A 14442-nucleotide genomic window follows, 5' to 3' on the forward strand; every position below is an offset into this window, starting at 1 on the left:
GGCCTCCAGGGGTGCCGATCGGATTTCAGTCTCGCACCCGTTCAGTCGAACAGGGACGAGACCGATTTCTCTTCACTGATCCGCGCCATGGCTTCGGCGAGAAGCGGCGCGATCGTCAGCTGGCGCACCGTCTGCGACACGCGCACGGCTTCGGTGGCCTGAATTGAATCGGTGATGACAAGGCTCTCAAGCGGCGAGGCCGAAACGCGGGCGACGGCACCACCGGAGAGCACGCCGTGGGTCACGTAGGCGGCGACCGACAGGGCGCCCTTTTCCCTCAACGCCACGGCGGCATTGCACAGCGTACCGGCGGAATCGACGATGTCGTCGACCAGGATGCAGCGCTTCCCTTCGACGTCGCCGATGATGTTCATGACTTCGGAAACGCCGGCGCGCTCACGGCGCTTGTCGACGATGGCAAGGTCGCCATCCAGGCGCTTGGCAAAGGCGCGGGCACGCACCACGCCGCCCACGTCGGGGCTGACGATGCACAGATTGTCGCCGGTGCCGAAACGCTCCTTGATGTCCTTGGTGAGGACGGGAGCGGCGAAAAGATTGTCCGTCGGGATGTCGAAGAAGCCCTGGATCTGCCCGGCATGGAGATCGACGGTCAGAACGCGGTCGGCGCCGGCGGTGGTGATGAGGTTGGCGACGAGCTTTGCCGAGATCGGCGTACGGGGGCCCGATTTCCGGTCCTGCCGCGCGTAGCCGTAATAGGGGATGACGGCGGTGATGCGGCGCGCGGAACTGCGCTTCAACGCATCGATCGTCACCAGCAATTCCATCAGATTGTCGTTGGTCGGGAAGGAGGTCGGCTGGACGATGAACACATCCTCGCCGCGGATGTTCTCGTTGATCTCGACGAACACTTCCATGTCCGAGAAGCGCCTGACGCTGGCATTGATCAGCGGCAGGTTGAGGTAAGCCGAAATCGCTTCCGCCAGTGGCCGGTTGCTGTTGCCGGTAAGGATCTTCATCTGCTGCCCGCTCTCGTCCCGAACTCGACCCGATTTTTCAGGCCGCCGGTTTCTTGAAAGCCCGGTCGGCCGACCCATATTCCTTTCGCTGGCGGCTTCCCATCCAACGGCCGCCGCGCAGAGGCGTGGCCCCAAGACAAAAATCCCCCTCCCCGAAGCCGCGGAAATCTCCATCGCGGGGGGTCGAAAGGCGCGCGGAATGTATCAGCGCCCCCGGTACGGAGTAAAGCGCGGCGTAGCTCCTGCCGTATATTGTCTAATCGATTGTTATATAATGATTAAATATGGATTGTTGCAGCGCAGCAACAGTGCTGGCGTCAAGCAATCACCAGAATCATGACCAGGGCGACGATCAGCCCGGCCGTAATGACCATGAAATACGGCATGGCCGAGACCTATCCCCGCCGCGCCCGACGGGCAAGGCCCAAATGCTTGCAGGGACCCGGCCGGGATGGAAGCCGGGTCCCTGCGCCGTCGCCAGGTCAGCCCGCATCTGGTTAGGCGATGCGGCGGTGATGGCCGGCGACGTTTGGGTCGTCATCGCCGGTCTACCGGGAAAGCGGACGGGAAGCTGTGAACGGTGTCACACCCGCCAGAAGGGCTTTGCCGTCTCTCGCGCGACGTCGGCGCGGGTCAGGCCGATATCCTTGAGTTGATGATCGCTCAAAGTGCCGAGCGTCCGGCGCTGGCGGCCGCGTTCGAAGGCGGCCGCCATCCAGCCCAGCAAGCGCTGCAGAAGATTGCGCGGTAGGTTTCCGGGTGCCGCTTGCCGGCAGCGTGTGTGCCGCATCGAGATCGTCATCATCTTTTCCTCCAATGCGAAGAAGGATGCGGCACGGGCCCTTTTCTGTCGCCAGAGATCGCTTCGTTCACGGTCGAAGCGTCGGCGCTTGGCGGCGCCGCACCGCGTTTCTATGATTGCCCCATGACACTGGGATCAAACTTGGCGGAAGTTGCGGCGCTGGTCGGCGATCCGGCGCGGGCCAACATGTTGGCGGCCCTGATGGATGGGCGTGCACTCACCGCAACCGAGCTCAGCTTTGTGGCCGGCATCGGCGCCTCGACCGCCAGCGCCCATCTTGCCAAGCTCGAAGCAGCCAACATCCTCACTGTCGTCAAGCAAGGGCGGCATCGCTATTTCCGCCTGGCCTCGCCGCTGGTGAGCCGCATGCTCGAAGGCATCATGACCTTTGCCGCCATCGGCGCGCCGCAACGCTACCAGCCGCGCACGACGCGCGACGCGGCGATGCGGCTGGCGCGCACCTGCTACGATCATCTGGCGGGGCGCCTTGGTGTCGCTTTGGCCGAGGCGCTGGTGGCGCGCGGCCATGCCATCCTCGGCGACGATGCCGGCGAACTCACCGCGAGCGGCGCTCGCGCACTGAGTGAGATCGGCATCCCGCTCGTCGCGCTCTCGGACAATCACAAGCGCATCTTCTGCCGCCCCTGCCTCGATTGGAGCGAACGGCGCCCGCATCTCGCCGGCTCGGTCGGCGCTGCCATTGCCGGCCATTGTTTTGAGCGGCATTGGATCGAACATATCCGTGACAGCCGTGCGGTTCGTGTGACAGTTGCCGGCAACGCGGCCTTCCACCGCCATTTCGACATCGATCTCGGCGCTTTGGCGGCCGATCTCAAGCTGGGCCCAGCCAAAACCGCATCAGCTTGAGCCCATATCCCATCCGCGCTAGAAAGAGGGCCCCATTCGCGGAGGCTTTCCATGCGCCGACTTCTTGCGGCCCTTGCATTCTCGCTCCTGGCATCGGGCTTGGCCCTGCCGGCGCTGGCGACCGACTATCTCAGCGGCATCAGCGATCTGCCGCTGCCCAGCGGCCTCGCTGAGCAAAAGGACAAGTCGACCGTGTTCGATTCCGCCGTCGGCCGCGTCGTGACCGCCTATGCAAGCGGCCCCGGCACAGCCGACAGCGTCCATGATTTCTACAACGACACGCTGCCCCAGCTCGGCTGGACCGAGACGGACGAAGGCAATTGGCGCCGCGGCAATCAGACGCTGAAGATCGACGTGCTGGGGCCCGAAGCCGGCCCGGTGACGGCGACCTTCACCCTGTCGTCCGAAAACTAAAAGCCTCCTCACACCTTCCAGGCCGTTTCTTCAACATTCCGAGATCCCGATCATGGCTTTCGCCACCATAGAGCTTGAAACCCGGGGCCGTGTCGGCCTCATCCGCCTCAACCGCCCGCAGGCATTGAACGCGCTCTGCGACGAATTGGTGCGCGAATTGGGAACGGCCCTCAACCAGCTCGAAGCCGACAGCGGCATCGGCGCCATCGTCCTCACCGGGTCGGAAAAGGCGTTCGCCGCCGGCGCCGACATCAAGGAGATGAAGGATCGCGGCTTCGTCGACGTGCTGGTCAGCGATTTCATCACCAATGGCTGGGAACGGATCGCCACGGTCCGCAAGCCCATCATCGCCGCCGTCGCCGGCTTCGCGTTGGGCGGCGGCTGCGAGATCGCCATGATGTGCGACTTCATTATCGCGGCCGAGAATGCGAAATTCGGCCAGCCGGAAATCACGCTCGGCATCATTCCCGGCGCTGGCGGGACCCAGCGCCTGACCCGCGCCGTCGGCAAGGCCAAGGCGATGGATCTGGTGCTGACCGGCCGCATGATGGATGCCGCCGAGGCCGAGCGTAGCGGTTTGGTCGCTCGCGTGGTGCCGGTCGATAAGCTCCTCGACGAGGCGCTGGCGGCGGCCGAGAAGATCGCCGGCTATTCACTGCCGATCACCCTTCTCGCCAAGGAAAGCGTCAACCGCGCCTTCGAAACCAGCCTCGCCGAGGGGATCAAGTTCGAACGCCGCCTGTTCCACGCGGCCTTCGCCACCGAAGATCAGAAGGAAGGCATGTCGGCCTTCGCCGAAAAGCGGAAACCCAGCTTCAAGCATCGCTGACCGGCCCGTCCCTTCCGATTTGGTTTGGGCCTTCCCCGGGGAATTCGAGGCCAATGGCCCTAATTGCGGCCCCGACCCTGTCGGGACCCAACCAGCGGTAGGGTGGGGAACCAGCGGTAGGGCGGGGAATCGGTGTTGCGGCTAGATATTGGTGGCTTGCCGCCTGTCCGCCCGTGTTTCCAGTAGGGTCAAATGGTTAGGAACGATTGCGCGACCCGATGTCGCCTTTCTTCTTGCGTCTTTCTTTAGATTTTCTATCTTAGTCTGGTCATTCTGCTTGTTTCTGCCGACCTGCTAAGCCCTCCGGGTGCCCAGATCGTGTCAAATCGAGACTCAGTCTGATGCGTTGTCCATGGGGGATGGCGCCACCCAACTTGTTACGGAGGACAGAAATGCCCGTCGGCACTGTCAAATGGTTCAACAGCACCAAGGGTTACGGTTTCATTCAGCCGGAAGCCGGTGGTCCGGACGTCTTCGTGCACATCTCGGCCGTCGAGCGCGCCGGCATGGGCACCCTGAACGACGGTCAGAAGGTTTCCTATGAAATCTTCAACGACCCGAAGCGCGGCAAGAGCTCGGCCGAGAATCTCAAGGCCGTCTAAGCTGACATCTCGTCGCTGCCACTGGCGGCGATGATTTGGAATGGGGCACCCCGCAACGGGTGCCCCATTGCTTTTACCGGAATCTCCCTTTGCCGGCCGGGCCGTTCATTTCGTGATCCGGGTCCGACTTTGTGCCGGCACCACCAACACCCGCTCTTGTCACGAGGGCCAACGAACCGAAAAAAGGAACATGTCCATGGCCCGCAAGAAACCAGCCGTCGATGCCGGCTTCGTCCTGTTCGACGTCGTCTATCAGGACGGCCGCCAGACCTCGAACCGCAAGGTACCCGCCGCCGACCTCGGTGGCCTCGATGGCGATACACCAGCCAAGACCTTCATTGAGGAACAGGACCGCAAGATCGCCGAAATGTCCGGCCAGGCTCGCGGCCCCATCAAAACCATCAAGCGCTCGCCTGGTCAGTAACGGGAAGTCCCCTAAAGGGACGTCGCACCTATCGCCCGATCCCATTTATGTCGAACGGCGTCGTCTGATAGATCTCGTTGATCCAGTTCGAGATGAAGAGATGCGCGTGCGGGCGCCAGCGGTTGAGCGGCGCTTGCGACGCATCGTCGTGCGGGAAATAATTGTGCGGCATCTTGATCGGCACGTTGGCGGCGACATCGCGCGCATATTCGTCGCCCAGTGACGTTGCGTCATATTCCATGTGATCCAGCACGAACAGGCGCCGCGTGCCCTTGCTCTGACCGATGCACAGGCCCTTCTCGTCGGAATAGGCCAGCACCTCGACTTCGGGCCGGCTCTTCACATCTTCCATCCGGATTTCCGCCCAGCGCGAAATCGGAATCATGAAATCGTCGGAAAAGCCGATGAGATAGGGCGAAGACGGCTTCATGATCTTCTGGTGATAGACGCCGAAGGCCTTCTCATCCAGCTGGTGCTTCGGCACGCCGTGGAAATGGTAGAGCGCCGCCATTGCCCCCCAACAGACATTCATCGAGGCATGCGCATTGGTCGTGGTCCAGTCGAAGATCTGCTGCATCTCCGACCAATAGGTCACGTCCTCATAGGGGATCGTCTCGACCGGTGTCCCCGTGATGATGAACCCGTCGAACTTGCGGTGCCGCGCATCCTCCCACGTCTGGTAGAAGGTGGTGAGGTGGTCGGCCGCCGTGTTCTTGGCGACATGGTTGCCGATGCGGATAAGAGACAGCTCGATCTGCAGCGGGGTCGCCCCCAGCAGGCGCGCGAATTGCAGCTCCGTCTTGATCTTGTTGGGCATCAGGTTGAGCAGGCCGATCTGCAGCGGCCGGATGTCCTGACGGATCGCCGCCGTCTCGGTCATCACGCGCACACCCTCATCCTGGAGCGCATGGAAGGCTGGAAGCTTGTCTGGAATCTTGATCGGCATGTCGGTCACCCAAATATCGGCAATAGAATCGCCTGGAGGACCGCTGCCGTGAGTTTCTGTCTGGGAGAACCCGGGGCGGCCCTTTAGCGAGTTTTTTAACGTGGCTGCAAGCCGGCCGGCCAAATCACCACGGAACCAGCCCGCTTTTTACCCGAAGCAGGGCCTGCCCGGCAATGCGATTTATTGACCCCGGATTTCTGTCCGCTGGCACCGGCAAGGGTTCTAAAACCTTGATCTATCGATGGGTAAGGAGCCTTCGGCAGCCACCCCACCACCTGACCGATCGCGCCGAAAATCGATTGCCCGCGCTGTTTCGGGCTAGTTCTCGGCCACATCTTTGGCAAGGCGGACCAACCAGCGGCGGATGACTTGTTCATCAGCCGCCGTGAGATTCTGTTTGAGCCAAGCCTCGTCGCGCTGGGCGGGCTTGCGGCAATCGGCCAGCATGGCGCGCCCTTGATCGGTGACGTCGATCTGCTGGATACGCCCGTGGATGGCATGTTTCTTCCGCACCACGAATCCGGCCTTCAGCAGATTGGCGACGATGACGCTGACCGTCTGCGGGGTGAGGAGCGAGAGGCGTGCGAGATCCGCATTGGAGAGTCCCGGATAATTCGCCAGCATGGTGAGCACGACGAATTGCGGATTGGTGATGCCGACAGAGAGAAGATCCTGCTCGAAACGCTGGCGATGCGCGACGCTGGCCTGGCGCAGCAGATAGCCGAGATAGCCGGCCTCGCCGCGCTTGCCCTCGCCGACCTTGGGGACATGCACCAGTGGCATGGCCGCATCGCCTGCGCGTCGCTTGTTCATGATATCATAGCTCTTATATGTTGTTCGAACTCTGATAATAGATGCTTTTGCCGAAAGGACCAGCCATGTCTGTGACGCCGCGCCTGCCCCAGGCCGAATTCTATCAACTTGCCCCCGCCGCGCGCGACGCGCTCATCGCCCTGGGGAAGGCGGTCGACGAGTCGGGGTTGGAGAAAGAACTGACGGAGCTCATCAAGCTGCGCGTTTCGCAGATGAATGGCTGTGCCTTCTGCGTGCAGATGCATATCGGCATCGGGCGCAAGCTCGGCGTCAAGGGATCGAAGCTGGATCTGGTCGCGGCTTGGGCGGATGCCGACATCTATTCGGCGCGCGAACGGGCGGCGCTCGGCTGGGCCGAGGCGTTGACCGACCTGGCGCATGGCGAGGCGATGGATAAGGCTTTCGCGGCATTGCAGCAGGAATTCAGTCAGAAAGAGATCGCGCATCTCAGTGCCGCCATCGCCAACATCAACGCCTGGAACCGGATCAGCGTCGGCTTCCGCTTCGCCCCCATCCTCTGATGGGGCAGAGGGGGGCGGGATGCGCTGACGGGGCGCAGCCGGGATAAACCATTTCCTAACCATCTTGCTTCAGTCTGGCGGCAACAAAGCGCGCATTTTCCGTGCGCGCCCTGTATAAGTGATTGGATTCAAGGCCCAAATGATTACGGCCCAAAAGATTCAGGCCCCGATGTCGCAAGCCCTGCCGCGTCTCACGTTGAAGAACATGCATGTGATGATCGATCGCAAACCGCATCCGATCGTCAACCTCAACATCCAGGACGTGCTGATCGGCGGCATGCCCGATTGGATGGCTGTCGGCCAGCGGGTCGAGTTTTCGTTCGTCATCACGCTGAAGGAATGGGAACGCAGCCTGCCGACCTATGGCGTCGTCACCAAGAACGATTCCAGCGGCTGCGACGTTCGCTATACGCCGCCGACGCCGAGCTGGCGCAACATCCTCATGAAACTCGTTACCGAGGAAGCCCGCAGCAGCGGCAAAAAATAGGCCGCGAAAGGGGGGCCTGGCCTAGCGCTGCCAGCGTTGGGCTGCCTGATCGTCACTGTCCTTGGCTTCGACCCAATTCTGGGTTCGCCCGTCATCTTCCAATTTCCAGAACGGCGCCTTGGTCTTCAGCCAATCGATGAGGAAGGCACAGGATTGCAGTGCCGCTTCACGATGCGCCGATGCGGTCGCCACCAGCACGATGCGGTCGCCGGGCAGCAGCTTGCCATAGCGATGGATGATGAGTGCGCGCGAGAGCGGCCAGCGGCGCATCGCTTCCTCGGAGATGGCAGCGAGCTGCTTTTCGGTCATGCCGGGATAATGTTCGAGCGTCATGCTTGATGGTGCGCCATCGGCGGCGGCCGCATCCGGCACCATCTCGCGTACCAAGCCGGTGAAGCTCGCGACACCCCCCACTTGCGGGTCGCCGTCGCTCATCGCCGCCAACTCGGCGCCGATGTCGAAATCCTCGCGCTGAACCTTCACCGTTACAATGGATCGGGGCATGGGTTCAACCACCGGTCACGGGCGGGAAGAAGGCGATCTCGTCGCCGCTCTTCACTGGATGATCGAAGCCGACATATTCCTGGTTGACGGCGACCTTCACTACCTTGCGTTCGGAAAGAGCCGCCGCGTAATTGGGGCCGCGCGCCACCAGCCAGTCGACGAGGTCACCCACATTCCCAACATGGTCGGGCAAGCTGACGCGTTCCTCGGAGAGGCCGACCTTGGACCGGATCCAGGCAAAATAGAGGAGTTTCATGGCCCTGATTTAGGGTGTGAGGGCCGCTCCGTCCAGCCACATTTCATTGAAATGTTCCGGCGCGCTGGCGTTGAACTCGTAATAGGCCAGCAGCAGCAGATGGCTCGGCCGTTCATCGTCATCGGAAAGGGGCAGGCCCAGGCGCCGCACGCGCCGTGAAAGGCGCGGCTGAACCATCGCAGCCGCGTCGAGAAAATGCCCAATCCCCTCATCGGCCATGCGCGTGAGGGAATTGAGAATGCGCGGCGAATAGGTCCCCCAATCCATCTCCTCGAGATAGAGACCGCTCAGGGCGCGACCGTAGACATTCTCGATCCGCGTTCCGGCCAGGCGCACGCGCAGGCGCCGTACATTGCAATCGCCGGGGCGTTCGATCTCGATCATCCAGATATGTGGCAGAAGGCCGGGAATTTCGCTGGCGTCGATATCGGCGCGCCGGGCCCAGCGCCGGTCGCCGCGCTTTCCAGCGACATGCCTCAGCAACCGGCCGAAGCGTGGATCGGCTGCCAGGGTGGGCGGATCGTGGATGTCGGTCGTCATTGGCAAGGCGAATGTCTTCCCGCTAGCTTGTGGCCAGTTGTTTGGAAGCGCAGCACAAAGGCGAGCCCGAAATGTCGATCACCATCTATCACAACCCCAAATGCAGCACGTCGCGCAAGGTCCTCGACTGGCTGGTCGAGAAGGGTCATCGGCCGAATGTGGTCGAGTATCTGAAGACACCCCCCGATGCGGCAATGCTGAAGAAAATCCTGACGATGATGGGCAATGCCGCCCCAGCAGACATTTTGCGGCGCAAGGGCGATGCCTATGAGGCGCTGGGCGATGTGGCGAAGCTCTCACCCGACCAGCTCATCGCCAAAATGGTTGCCGAGCCGGTGCTGATCGAGCGCCCGATCGTGATCAACGGCAAACGCGCCATCCTGTGCCGCCCGCCGGAGCGGGTTTGGGAAGTGGTGGAGTAGGTGTTGGACCAAGGGTCGCTGACCTGACACCCTCACTCGGCATATGCCGACACCCCCACCCTAACCCTCCCCCTAAAGGGAGAGGGAATCCCACCGCGTTGGCTCAAGCAGCGGTGCGAAACCGGCTGCAGTCCCCTCTCCCTTCAGGGGGAGGGTTAGGGTGGGGGCTGAAGCGAAGATTCTAAGCGGCTTCTCCCAAACCATTCGGCACTCGGTCCGGGAGCAGGAACACGTCGCGCGCACGCGGATCATTGAGGCGCCCCTTCGAATAATGCTGCGACAGCACCGTGCCGTTGAAGAGATCGGGATGGCGGCCCGCGAAATCGTTCCAGGCGATGCCGGTGGGCTCGCCGGCCAAACGCTCATTGATGAAAGTCATGAACGCGACCGTGATGGTCTCGTGATAGAGCCCGTCCTTGCCAATCGATGCGGCGAAGGTGCGGATGGCACGGCGCATGGCCTGCAAGGCACCCGCAAAATCGTGGCGCTGCAGATAGAGAAAGCCGGCGCGGATATGGGCCGCGTGATTGAAATCGGCCGGTTTCAGCGCGCAGGATTCAAGGGCGCCCAGGAATGCGTTGTCTGTCATCATAGCCTCCGTCTTCGTCATCATTCCCGCTCCGTCAGGCGATGGCTCGATTCTGCCGAAAGGGTGAGGCCGTAGACCTGCTTCAGCTGGTCGATCTGGGCGATGGTCTCGGGCCCGAACGGGCATTTCCCTTCGAAGGCATGGAGCGCCATCCCTTCGAGCAGATCGCCCAAGCTGATGTCCTTCAGCTCGGCCAAACCCTTCAGCACCTTCAGCAGGCGCTTTTCCAGCCGCACGCCGGTCTGCACGCGCTCGATCGTTTCCATCTTTTCCTCGATTGGGTTCGACGGATGATGTACCAATGTACCAAGGTAAAGTCAAGTGACCGCTTTGAGCCAAGTTCAGCGGATCACGAGGCCGCCATCGACATGGAGGATCTGCCCGGTGATGTAGCGGGCGGCGGGGGAGCAGAGGAACGCGATGGTGGCGGCGACATCGGCGGGGGTGCCCAGATCGCCCATGGGGATGCGGGCCTTGAGCTTCTGCCATTCCTCAGGCGAGAGGGTCTGCTCGCCGGCCGATTTGTCCTTGGCGATGAGGCCGGGGGCGATCGCATTCACCGTGACACCGTCCGGCGCCAATTGCAGGGCGAGAGATTTGACCAGCGTCTCGAGGGCCGCCTTGGCTGCGGCACTGGCCGGGAAGTTGAGATAGCCGGGCAGGAAAAGGTGCGCGTTATGGGTCGAGACCGCGACGAGGCGACCGCTTGAGCCCGCGGATTTGAGATGGGGGAGGGCCGCCGTCGCCAGAGAGAATAACCCGCCGGCGATAACCGCGTAGGCATGGTCGAGCTCGTCGCGGGTGAGCGTGCCGATGAGCGGCCGCAAAGGGAACCCGGCATTGCTGATGACGATATCGAGGGTACCGAAACTGTCGATGGCTTTTTCGACCAGCCGTGCGCCGGTCTCGCGTTCGGCGAGATCACCCAGCGCCAGCACGGTGCGCGTGCCCTTCGCTTCCAACTCGGCGGCGATCTTCTCAAGGCCTGCGCGATTGCCTTTGGTGTGCAGCAGGATCTGCGCATCGGCGCCGGCAAGTGCCCGTGCCGTGGCGGCACCGATGCCGGAGGCGGCGCCGGTGATAAGGATGGAGCGAGTCATGGTTGCGGGTCCCCCAATTGCGTGGGGCGACTGTAATGCGTTCGGCATACGGCCGGAAGCCGCTGCCCTTTACCGCACTTTGGGGATGGTCAGCGTCACCGTGGTGCCGACATTGGGCGTCGAGTGAATGTCGAGCTTGCCGCCGTGGAGCTTCACCAGGCTTTCGACGATGGGGAGGCCGAGGCCGGTGCCGACCTGGGCGTAGGGGCTTTCGGTCGGAACCTGGCCGAAGGGCTGCAGCGCCACTTTGATCTGTTCGGCAGTCATGCCGATACCTGAATCGGCGACATCAATGACGATATTGCCCCCTTCCTGATGCGCCGTGATCATCACGGTGCCGCCGGTCAGGGTGAATTTGATCGCGTTGCTGACGAGGTTCACGACCATCTGGCGCAGGCGCCGGCGGTCAGCGACCAGCGACAAGGGGGATCGGCCAAGGTCGACCACCAACTGCACACCGCGCTTCTCCGCGATCGGCGTCATAAGCTGGACCGAGCTCTTCATCAATTCCTTTAGCTCGATCGGCTCCAGCGTCAGCTGCAACTCGCCGGCCTCGACCTTGGAAAGATCGAGAATGTCGTTGATGAGCTCGAGAAGATGGCCGCCCGCCTCATGGATATTGCGGGCATAGGATTCGTAGCGGTCCGTGGCATCGGGGCCGAAGATGCGATCGGCGATCACTTCCGAGAAACCGAGGATGGCATTCAGGGGTGAGCGCAATTCGTGGCTCATGCGCGCCAGGAAGTCGCTCTTGGCACGGCTGGCGGTAATGGCCACTTGGCGCTGGCCTTTGAGTTCGCGGTTGAGCTTGACGGCGGCGGCGGCGTGGATGCGCAGCTGTTCTGTTGCCTGGGCGAGCTGAACCTCGCGCTCCTTCTGCGCCGAAATGTCGACGATCGAAGCGATGAAGGCGGGGTGGCCATCGAAGGTCGTGGCACGGCCGGACAGCAGCCCCCAGAAGCGCCGACCCGAAAGGGCCTTGAACTCGATCTCGTAATTGGTGACTTCGCCAAACTGCTTCAGGCGCTGGATGAGCTTGGTGCGCTGGTCGGGATCGACATAGAGATCTTCGGCCCGCTTGGCCGGGTCGATCTCGTCGGGTCGATCGAACAGGAGGTGGGCCGCACGATTGGAATAGAGTATCTCAGTCGTGCCCAGATGCGTGATGACGATCGGCGTCGCGACGACGTCGAGCAGCGACACTTCGTCCGCTCTGACCGCAGCTTGGCCAATTCGCTCAAAGGGCATCGGAACATCCCGATTGGTGGAAAACGCACTCAAACCTATTCATCCGCGGCCGTAATAGAACAGCCGTTCCAAACCGAAGGAAGTTACAGTTTGGAATGTTGCCAGACCGTAAATAACGAGAAGTAAACGGGCAGTCACAAATACACACTATAATGTATCATACTTGATAAATTAGTTGCGACAGACTGTCTCCTTTCCGGCTGGCCAACGCCGCCGGCTTTGGCTAGGTTGCGCCCGACCGTGTTTGAGGGAAGCCGGTGGTCGCTGGCCAGCAAAGCTGAACGGCGAGAATCCGGCGCTGCCCCCGCAACTGTAGGACCTTATGCCTTGGGGAAGCCCAGGGCGGCGCTTTTCGACATGCCACTGGCCAATGGGCTGGGAAGGCGAGGGCGTCTCGGGTTGAGCCAGGAAACCTCGGCGGTTGACCGTTTTTCGCAACGACCTCGGTGGGAGGTTTCGCGCTGTCATGGCTCGATCCGGCACGTCAACAGGCACCGGCCTAACCGGCCTCATTACCCCGCTTCCAGCGATCACCCTGGTTCTGGGCGGCGCGCGCTCGGGTAAAAGCCGCTATGCCGAGGAAGTGCTCGACCGGCATACGGGCAGCCGCACCTATATCGCCACGGCCGAGATCCGCGACGCCGAAATGGCCGAACGGGTGAAGCTGCACCAGGCGCGGCGCGATCCCGACTGGCGCCTGGTCGAGGAGCCGATGGATCTCGCCCGGGCCATCGTGGCGGAAACAGAGAAAGGGGCGGCGGTCCTGGTCGATTGCCTGACGCTGTGGCTCACCAATGTATTGTTGGCGGAAAAAGACGTGCCGGCGGAGATCGACGCGCTCGAAGCAGCGCTCGGCCAATGCGGCGGCCCGCTGATTTTCGTCGCCAACGAAGTCGGGCTCGGCATCGTGCCGGACAACAAACTGGCGCGCGATTTCCGCGATCATGCGGGGCGCCTCAACCAGCGTATCGCGGCCAGGGCCGACCATGTGCTGTTCGTCGCGGCGGGCCTGCCGCTGATACTGAAGTAAAGCCGATAAGGATCACGCCATGACCGTCATCACTGCCAATACCGGCAAGATTCCCGCAACCATCGTCACGGGCTTTCTCGGTGCGGGGAAAACCAGCCTCATCCAGCATCTTTTGAAGAATGCCGGTGGCAAGCGCCTGGCACTCATCATCAACGAGTTCGGCGAGCTTGGCGTCGACGGCGAGATCGTGAAGGGCTGCAAGATCGAGGGCTGCCCTGACGAGAATATCGTCGAACTCGCCAATGGCTGCATCTGCTGCACGGTTGCCGACGATTTCCTGCCCACGATGAAGGCGCTGCTCGACCGCGCGAGCCCGCCCGACCATATCGTCATCGAAACTTCGGGCCTCGCTTTGCCGAAGCCCCTGGTCAAGGCCTTCAACTGGCCGGAGATCCGCACGCGCGTCACAGTGGATGGTGTCGTTGCCGTGGTCGACGGGCCGGCCGTTGCCGCCGGGCGCTTTGCCGACGATCCGGAGGCGGTGGATGCGCAACGGAAATCGGATGACGGGCTCGATCACGAAAGCCCCTTGGCAGAACTCTTCGAAGACCAGATCAATTGCGCCGACCTCATCATCGTCAACAAAGCCGACCAGATGACGGGCGGCCAGCACGAAGCGGCGCAGGCGCATATCATCAAGGAATTGCAGCGTCCGGCGAAGATGATCACGGCGCGCTTCGGCGAGGTCGATCCGCGCGTGCTCTTAGGGCTGGATGCGGCGGCGGAAGACGATCTCCATGCGCGCCCCTCGCACCATGAATTGGAAGGCGAGGATCATGACCATGACGATTTCGAAAGCTTCCAAGTCGAAATTGGCGAACTGGGCAACCCGCAGGATCTCATTGCCAAGCTCATTCCGGCGATCGAGGCCCACGACATCCTGCGCGTCAAAGGATTCCTCGCCGTAAAGGACAAGGATATGCGCCTGGTGCTGCAGGGTGTGGGCAACCGCCTGCAGCATTATTACGACCGGCCTCTTGAAGCGCATGAGGGCCGCAAGGGCCGCATCGTCGTCATCGGCCTCAAAGGTCTCGACCGCGCAGCCATCGCGGCGGCGCTCGCGTAAAGACC

Annotated in this window: 21 protein-coding genes and 2 riboswitches; of the genes, 10 read left to right on the forward strand and 11 right to left on the reverse strand. The window is 62.1% G+C overall.

The window, feature by feature from the left end:
- Positions 1 to 41: 41 nt before the first annotated feature.
- A complete protein-coding gene (locus ACE3PP_RS03245) occupies positions 42 to 977 on the reverse strand; it encodes a ribose-phosphate pyrophosphokinase (protein ID WP_374377889.1) in 936 nt (311 codons plus the stop codon).
- 583 nt (positions 978 to 1560) lie between these two features.
- Complete coding sequence (locus tag ACE3PP_RS03250) at positions 1561 to 1782, reverse strand: DUF1127 domain-containing protein (protein ID WP_374377891.1); 222 nt, start codon at positions 1780 to 1782, stop codon at positions 1561 to 1563.
- Positions 1783 to 1965: 183 nt separating this feature from the next.
- Here ACE3PP_RS03250 and ACE3PP_RS03255 point away from each other — a divergent pair, with 183 nt between their 5' ends.
- The 5 genes from ACE3PP_RS03255 to ACE3PP_RS03275 all read left to right on the forward strand — a co-directional run bounded on the left by ACE3PP_RS03255 (position 1966) and on the right by ACE3PP_RS03275 (position 4915).
- On the forward strand, positions 1966 to 2646 hold the full coding sequence (locus ACE3PP_RS03255) for an ArsR/SmtB family transcription factor (RefSeq protein ID WP_374378343.1): 681 nt from the start codon (positions 1966 to 1968) through the stop codon (positions 2644 to 2646).
- Positions 2647 to 2697: 51 nt separating this feature from the next.
- Positions 2698 to 3060, forward strand: a complete 363-nt coding sequence (locus ACE3PP_RS03260) for a hypothetical protein (protein WP_374377893.1) — start codon at positions 2698 to 2700, stop codon at positions 3058 to 3060.
- Between the two features lie 52 nt (positions 3061 to 3112).
- Positions 3113 to 3889 carry an enoyl-CoA hydratase gene (locus ACE3PP_RS03265; protein ID WP_374377895.1) on the forward strand — a complete coding sequence of 259 codons (777 nt, stop codon included), beginning with the start codon at positions 3113 to 3115 and terminating at the stop codon, positions 3887 to 3889.
- A 392-nt stretch (positions 3890 to 4281) separates the two neighbouring features.
- Positions 4282 to 4491: a cold-shock protein gene (locus tag ACE3PP_RS03270; RefSeq protein WP_374377897.1), complete on the forward strand. Its 210-nt coding sequence runs from the start codon at positions 4282 to 4284 to the stop codon at positions 4489 to 4491.
- A gap of 196 nt (positions 4492 to 4687) precedes the next feature.
- Positions 4688 to 4915: a hypothetical protein gene (locus tag ACE3PP_RS03275; protein WP_374377898.1), complete on the forward strand. Its 228-nt coding sequence runs from the start codon at positions 4688 to 4690 to the stop codon at positions 4913 to 4915.
- A 28-nt stretch (positions 4916 to 4943) separates the two neighbouring features.
- Here ACE3PP_RS03275 and metA read toward each other — a convergent pair whose 3' ends face one another.
- Together metA and ACE3PP_RS03285 are read right to left on the reverse strand one after the other, a co-directional pair.
- On the reverse strand, positions 4944 to 5861 hold the full coding sequence (metA, locus tag ACE3PP_RS03280; RefSeq protein ID WP_374377900.1) for a homoserine O-succinyltransferase: 918 nt from the start codon (positions 5859 to 5861) through the stop codon (positions 4944 to 4946).
- Between the two features lie 63 nt (positions 5862 to 5924).
- Positions 5925 to 6002: riboswitch (SAM riboswitch) on the reverse strand.
- Between the two features lie 177 nt (positions 6003 to 6179).
- Entirely contained in the window at positions 6180 to 6674 is a 495-nt protein-coding gene (locus ACE3PP_RS03285) for a MarR family winged helix-turn-helix transcriptional regulator (RefSeq protein ID WP_374377902.1), read from the reverse strand.
- 65 nt (positions 6675 to 6739) lie between these two features.
- Between ACE3PP_RS03285 and ACE3PP_RS03290 the strand changes: the two genes are divergently transcribed.
- Positions 6740 to 7195 (forward strand): carboxymuconolactone decarboxylase family protein, encoded by a 456-nt coding sequence (locus ACE3PP_RS03290; RefSeq protein WP_374377904.1) that lies wholly within the window; start codon positions 6740 to 6742, stop codon positions 7193 to 7195.
- A gap of 169 nt (positions 7196 to 7364) precedes the next feature.
- Entirely contained in the window at positions 7365 to 7682 is a 318-nt protein-coding gene (locus ACE3PP_RS03295) for a hypothetical protein (protein ID WP_374377906.1), read from the forward strand.
- Positions 7683 to 7703: 21 nt separating this feature from the next.
- Here ACE3PP_RS03295 and ACE3PP_RS03300 read toward each other — a convergent pair whose 3' ends face one another.
- The 3 genes from ACE3PP_RS03300 to ACE3PP_RS03310 are packed head-to-tail and all read right to left on the reverse strand — an operon-like array spanning position 7704 to position 8982.
- Positions 7704 to 8186, reverse strand: coding sequence for a molybdenum cofactor biosynthesis protein MoaE (locus tag ACE3PP_RS03300; RefSeq protein ID WP_374377908.1), 483 nt, complete (start codon positions 8184 to 8186; stop codon positions 7704 to 7706).
- A 4-nt stretch (positions 8187 to 8190) separates the two neighbouring features.
- Positions 8191 to 8442, reverse strand: coding sequence for a molybdopterin converting factor subunit 1 (gene moaD, locus ACE3PP_RS03305; RefSeq protein WP_374377910.1), 252 nt, complete (start codon positions 8440 to 8442; stop codon positions 8191 to 8193).
- Between the two features lie 9 nt (positions 8443 to 8451).
- Positions 8452 to 8982, reverse strand: a complete 531-nt coding sequence (locus tag ACE3PP_RS03310) for a PAS domain-containing protein (RefSeq protein WP_374377912.1) — start codon at positions 8980 to 8982, stop codon at positions 8452 to 8454.
- A gap of 71 nt (positions 8983 to 9053) precedes the next feature.
- On the opposite strand from ACE3PP_RS03310, the gene arsC reads away from it, so the two are divergent.
- The gene (gene arsC / locus ACE3PP_RS03315) at positions 9054 to 9404 is read left to right on the forward strand and encodes an arsenate reductase (glutaredoxin) (RefSeq protein WP_374377914.1); all 351 of its coding nucleotides are present in this window, start codon (positions 9054 to 9056) and stop codon (positions 9402 to 9404) included.
- Between the two features lie 181 nt (positions 9405 to 9585).
- Here the strand turns inward: arsC and ACE3PP_RS03320 are convergent, their stop codons facing one another.
- The 4 genes from ACE3PP_RS03320 to ACE3PP_RS03335 all read right to left on the reverse strand — a co-directional run bounded on the left by ACE3PP_RS03320 (position 9586) and on the right by ACE3PP_RS03335 (position 12341).
- Entirely contained in the window at positions 9586 to 9993 is a 408-nt protein-coding gene (locus ACE3PP_RS03320; protein WP_374377916.1) for a hypothetical protein, read from the reverse strand.
- A 20-nt stretch (positions 9994 to 10013) separates the two neighbouring features.
- On the reverse strand, positions 10014 to 10259 hold the full coding sequence (locus tag ACE3PP_RS03325; RefSeq protein ID WP_374377918.1) for a hypothetical protein: 246 nt from the start codon (positions 10257 to 10259) through the stop codon (positions 10014 to 10016).
- A 75-nt stretch (positions 10260 to 10334) separates the two neighbouring features.
- Positions 10335 to 11093 carry an SDR family NAD(P)-dependent oxidoreductase gene (locus ACE3PP_RS03330; RefSeq protein ID WP_374377920.1) on the reverse strand — a complete coding sequence of 253 codons (759 nt, stop codon included), beginning with the start codon at positions 11091 to 11093 and terminating at the stop codon, positions 10335 to 10337.
- 69 nt (positions 11094 to 11162) lie between these two features.
- On the reverse strand, positions 11163 to 12341 hold the full coding sequence (locus tag ACE3PP_RS03335; RefSeq protein WP_374377922.1) for an ATP-binding protein: 1179 nt from the start codon (positions 12339 to 12341) through the stop codon (positions 11163 to 11165).
- Between the two features lie 247 nt (positions 12342 to 12588).
- A riboswitch (cobalamin riboswitch) is annotated at positions 12589 to 12756 on the forward strand.
- A gap of 51 nt (positions 12757 to 12807) precedes the next feature.
- Here ACE3PP_RS03335 and cobU point away from each other — a divergent pair.
- Together cobU and cobW are read left to right on the forward strand one after the other, a co-directional pair.
- Positions 12808 to 13371: a bifunctional adenosylcobinamide kinase/adenosylcobinamide-phosphate guanylyltransferase gene (cobU, locus tag ACE3PP_RS03340; RefSeq protein ID WP_374377923.1), complete on the forward strand. Its 564-nt coding sequence runs from the start codon at positions 12808 to 12810 to the stop codon at positions 13369 to 13371.
- A gap of 19 nt (positions 13372 to 13390) precedes the next feature.
- The gene (gene cobW / locus ACE3PP_RS03345; protein ID WP_374377925.1) at positions 13391 to 14437 is read left to right on the forward strand and encodes a cobalamin biosynthesis protein CobW; all 1047 of its coding nucleotides are present in this window, start codon (positions 13391 to 13393) and stop codon (positions 14435 to 14437) included.
- Positions 14438 to 14442 lie beyond the last annotated feature (5 nt).

This window comes from Dongia sp. (assembly GCF_041910485.1).
Lineage (GTDB): Bacteria > Pseudomonadota > Alphaproteobacteria > Dongiales > Dongiaceae > Dongia.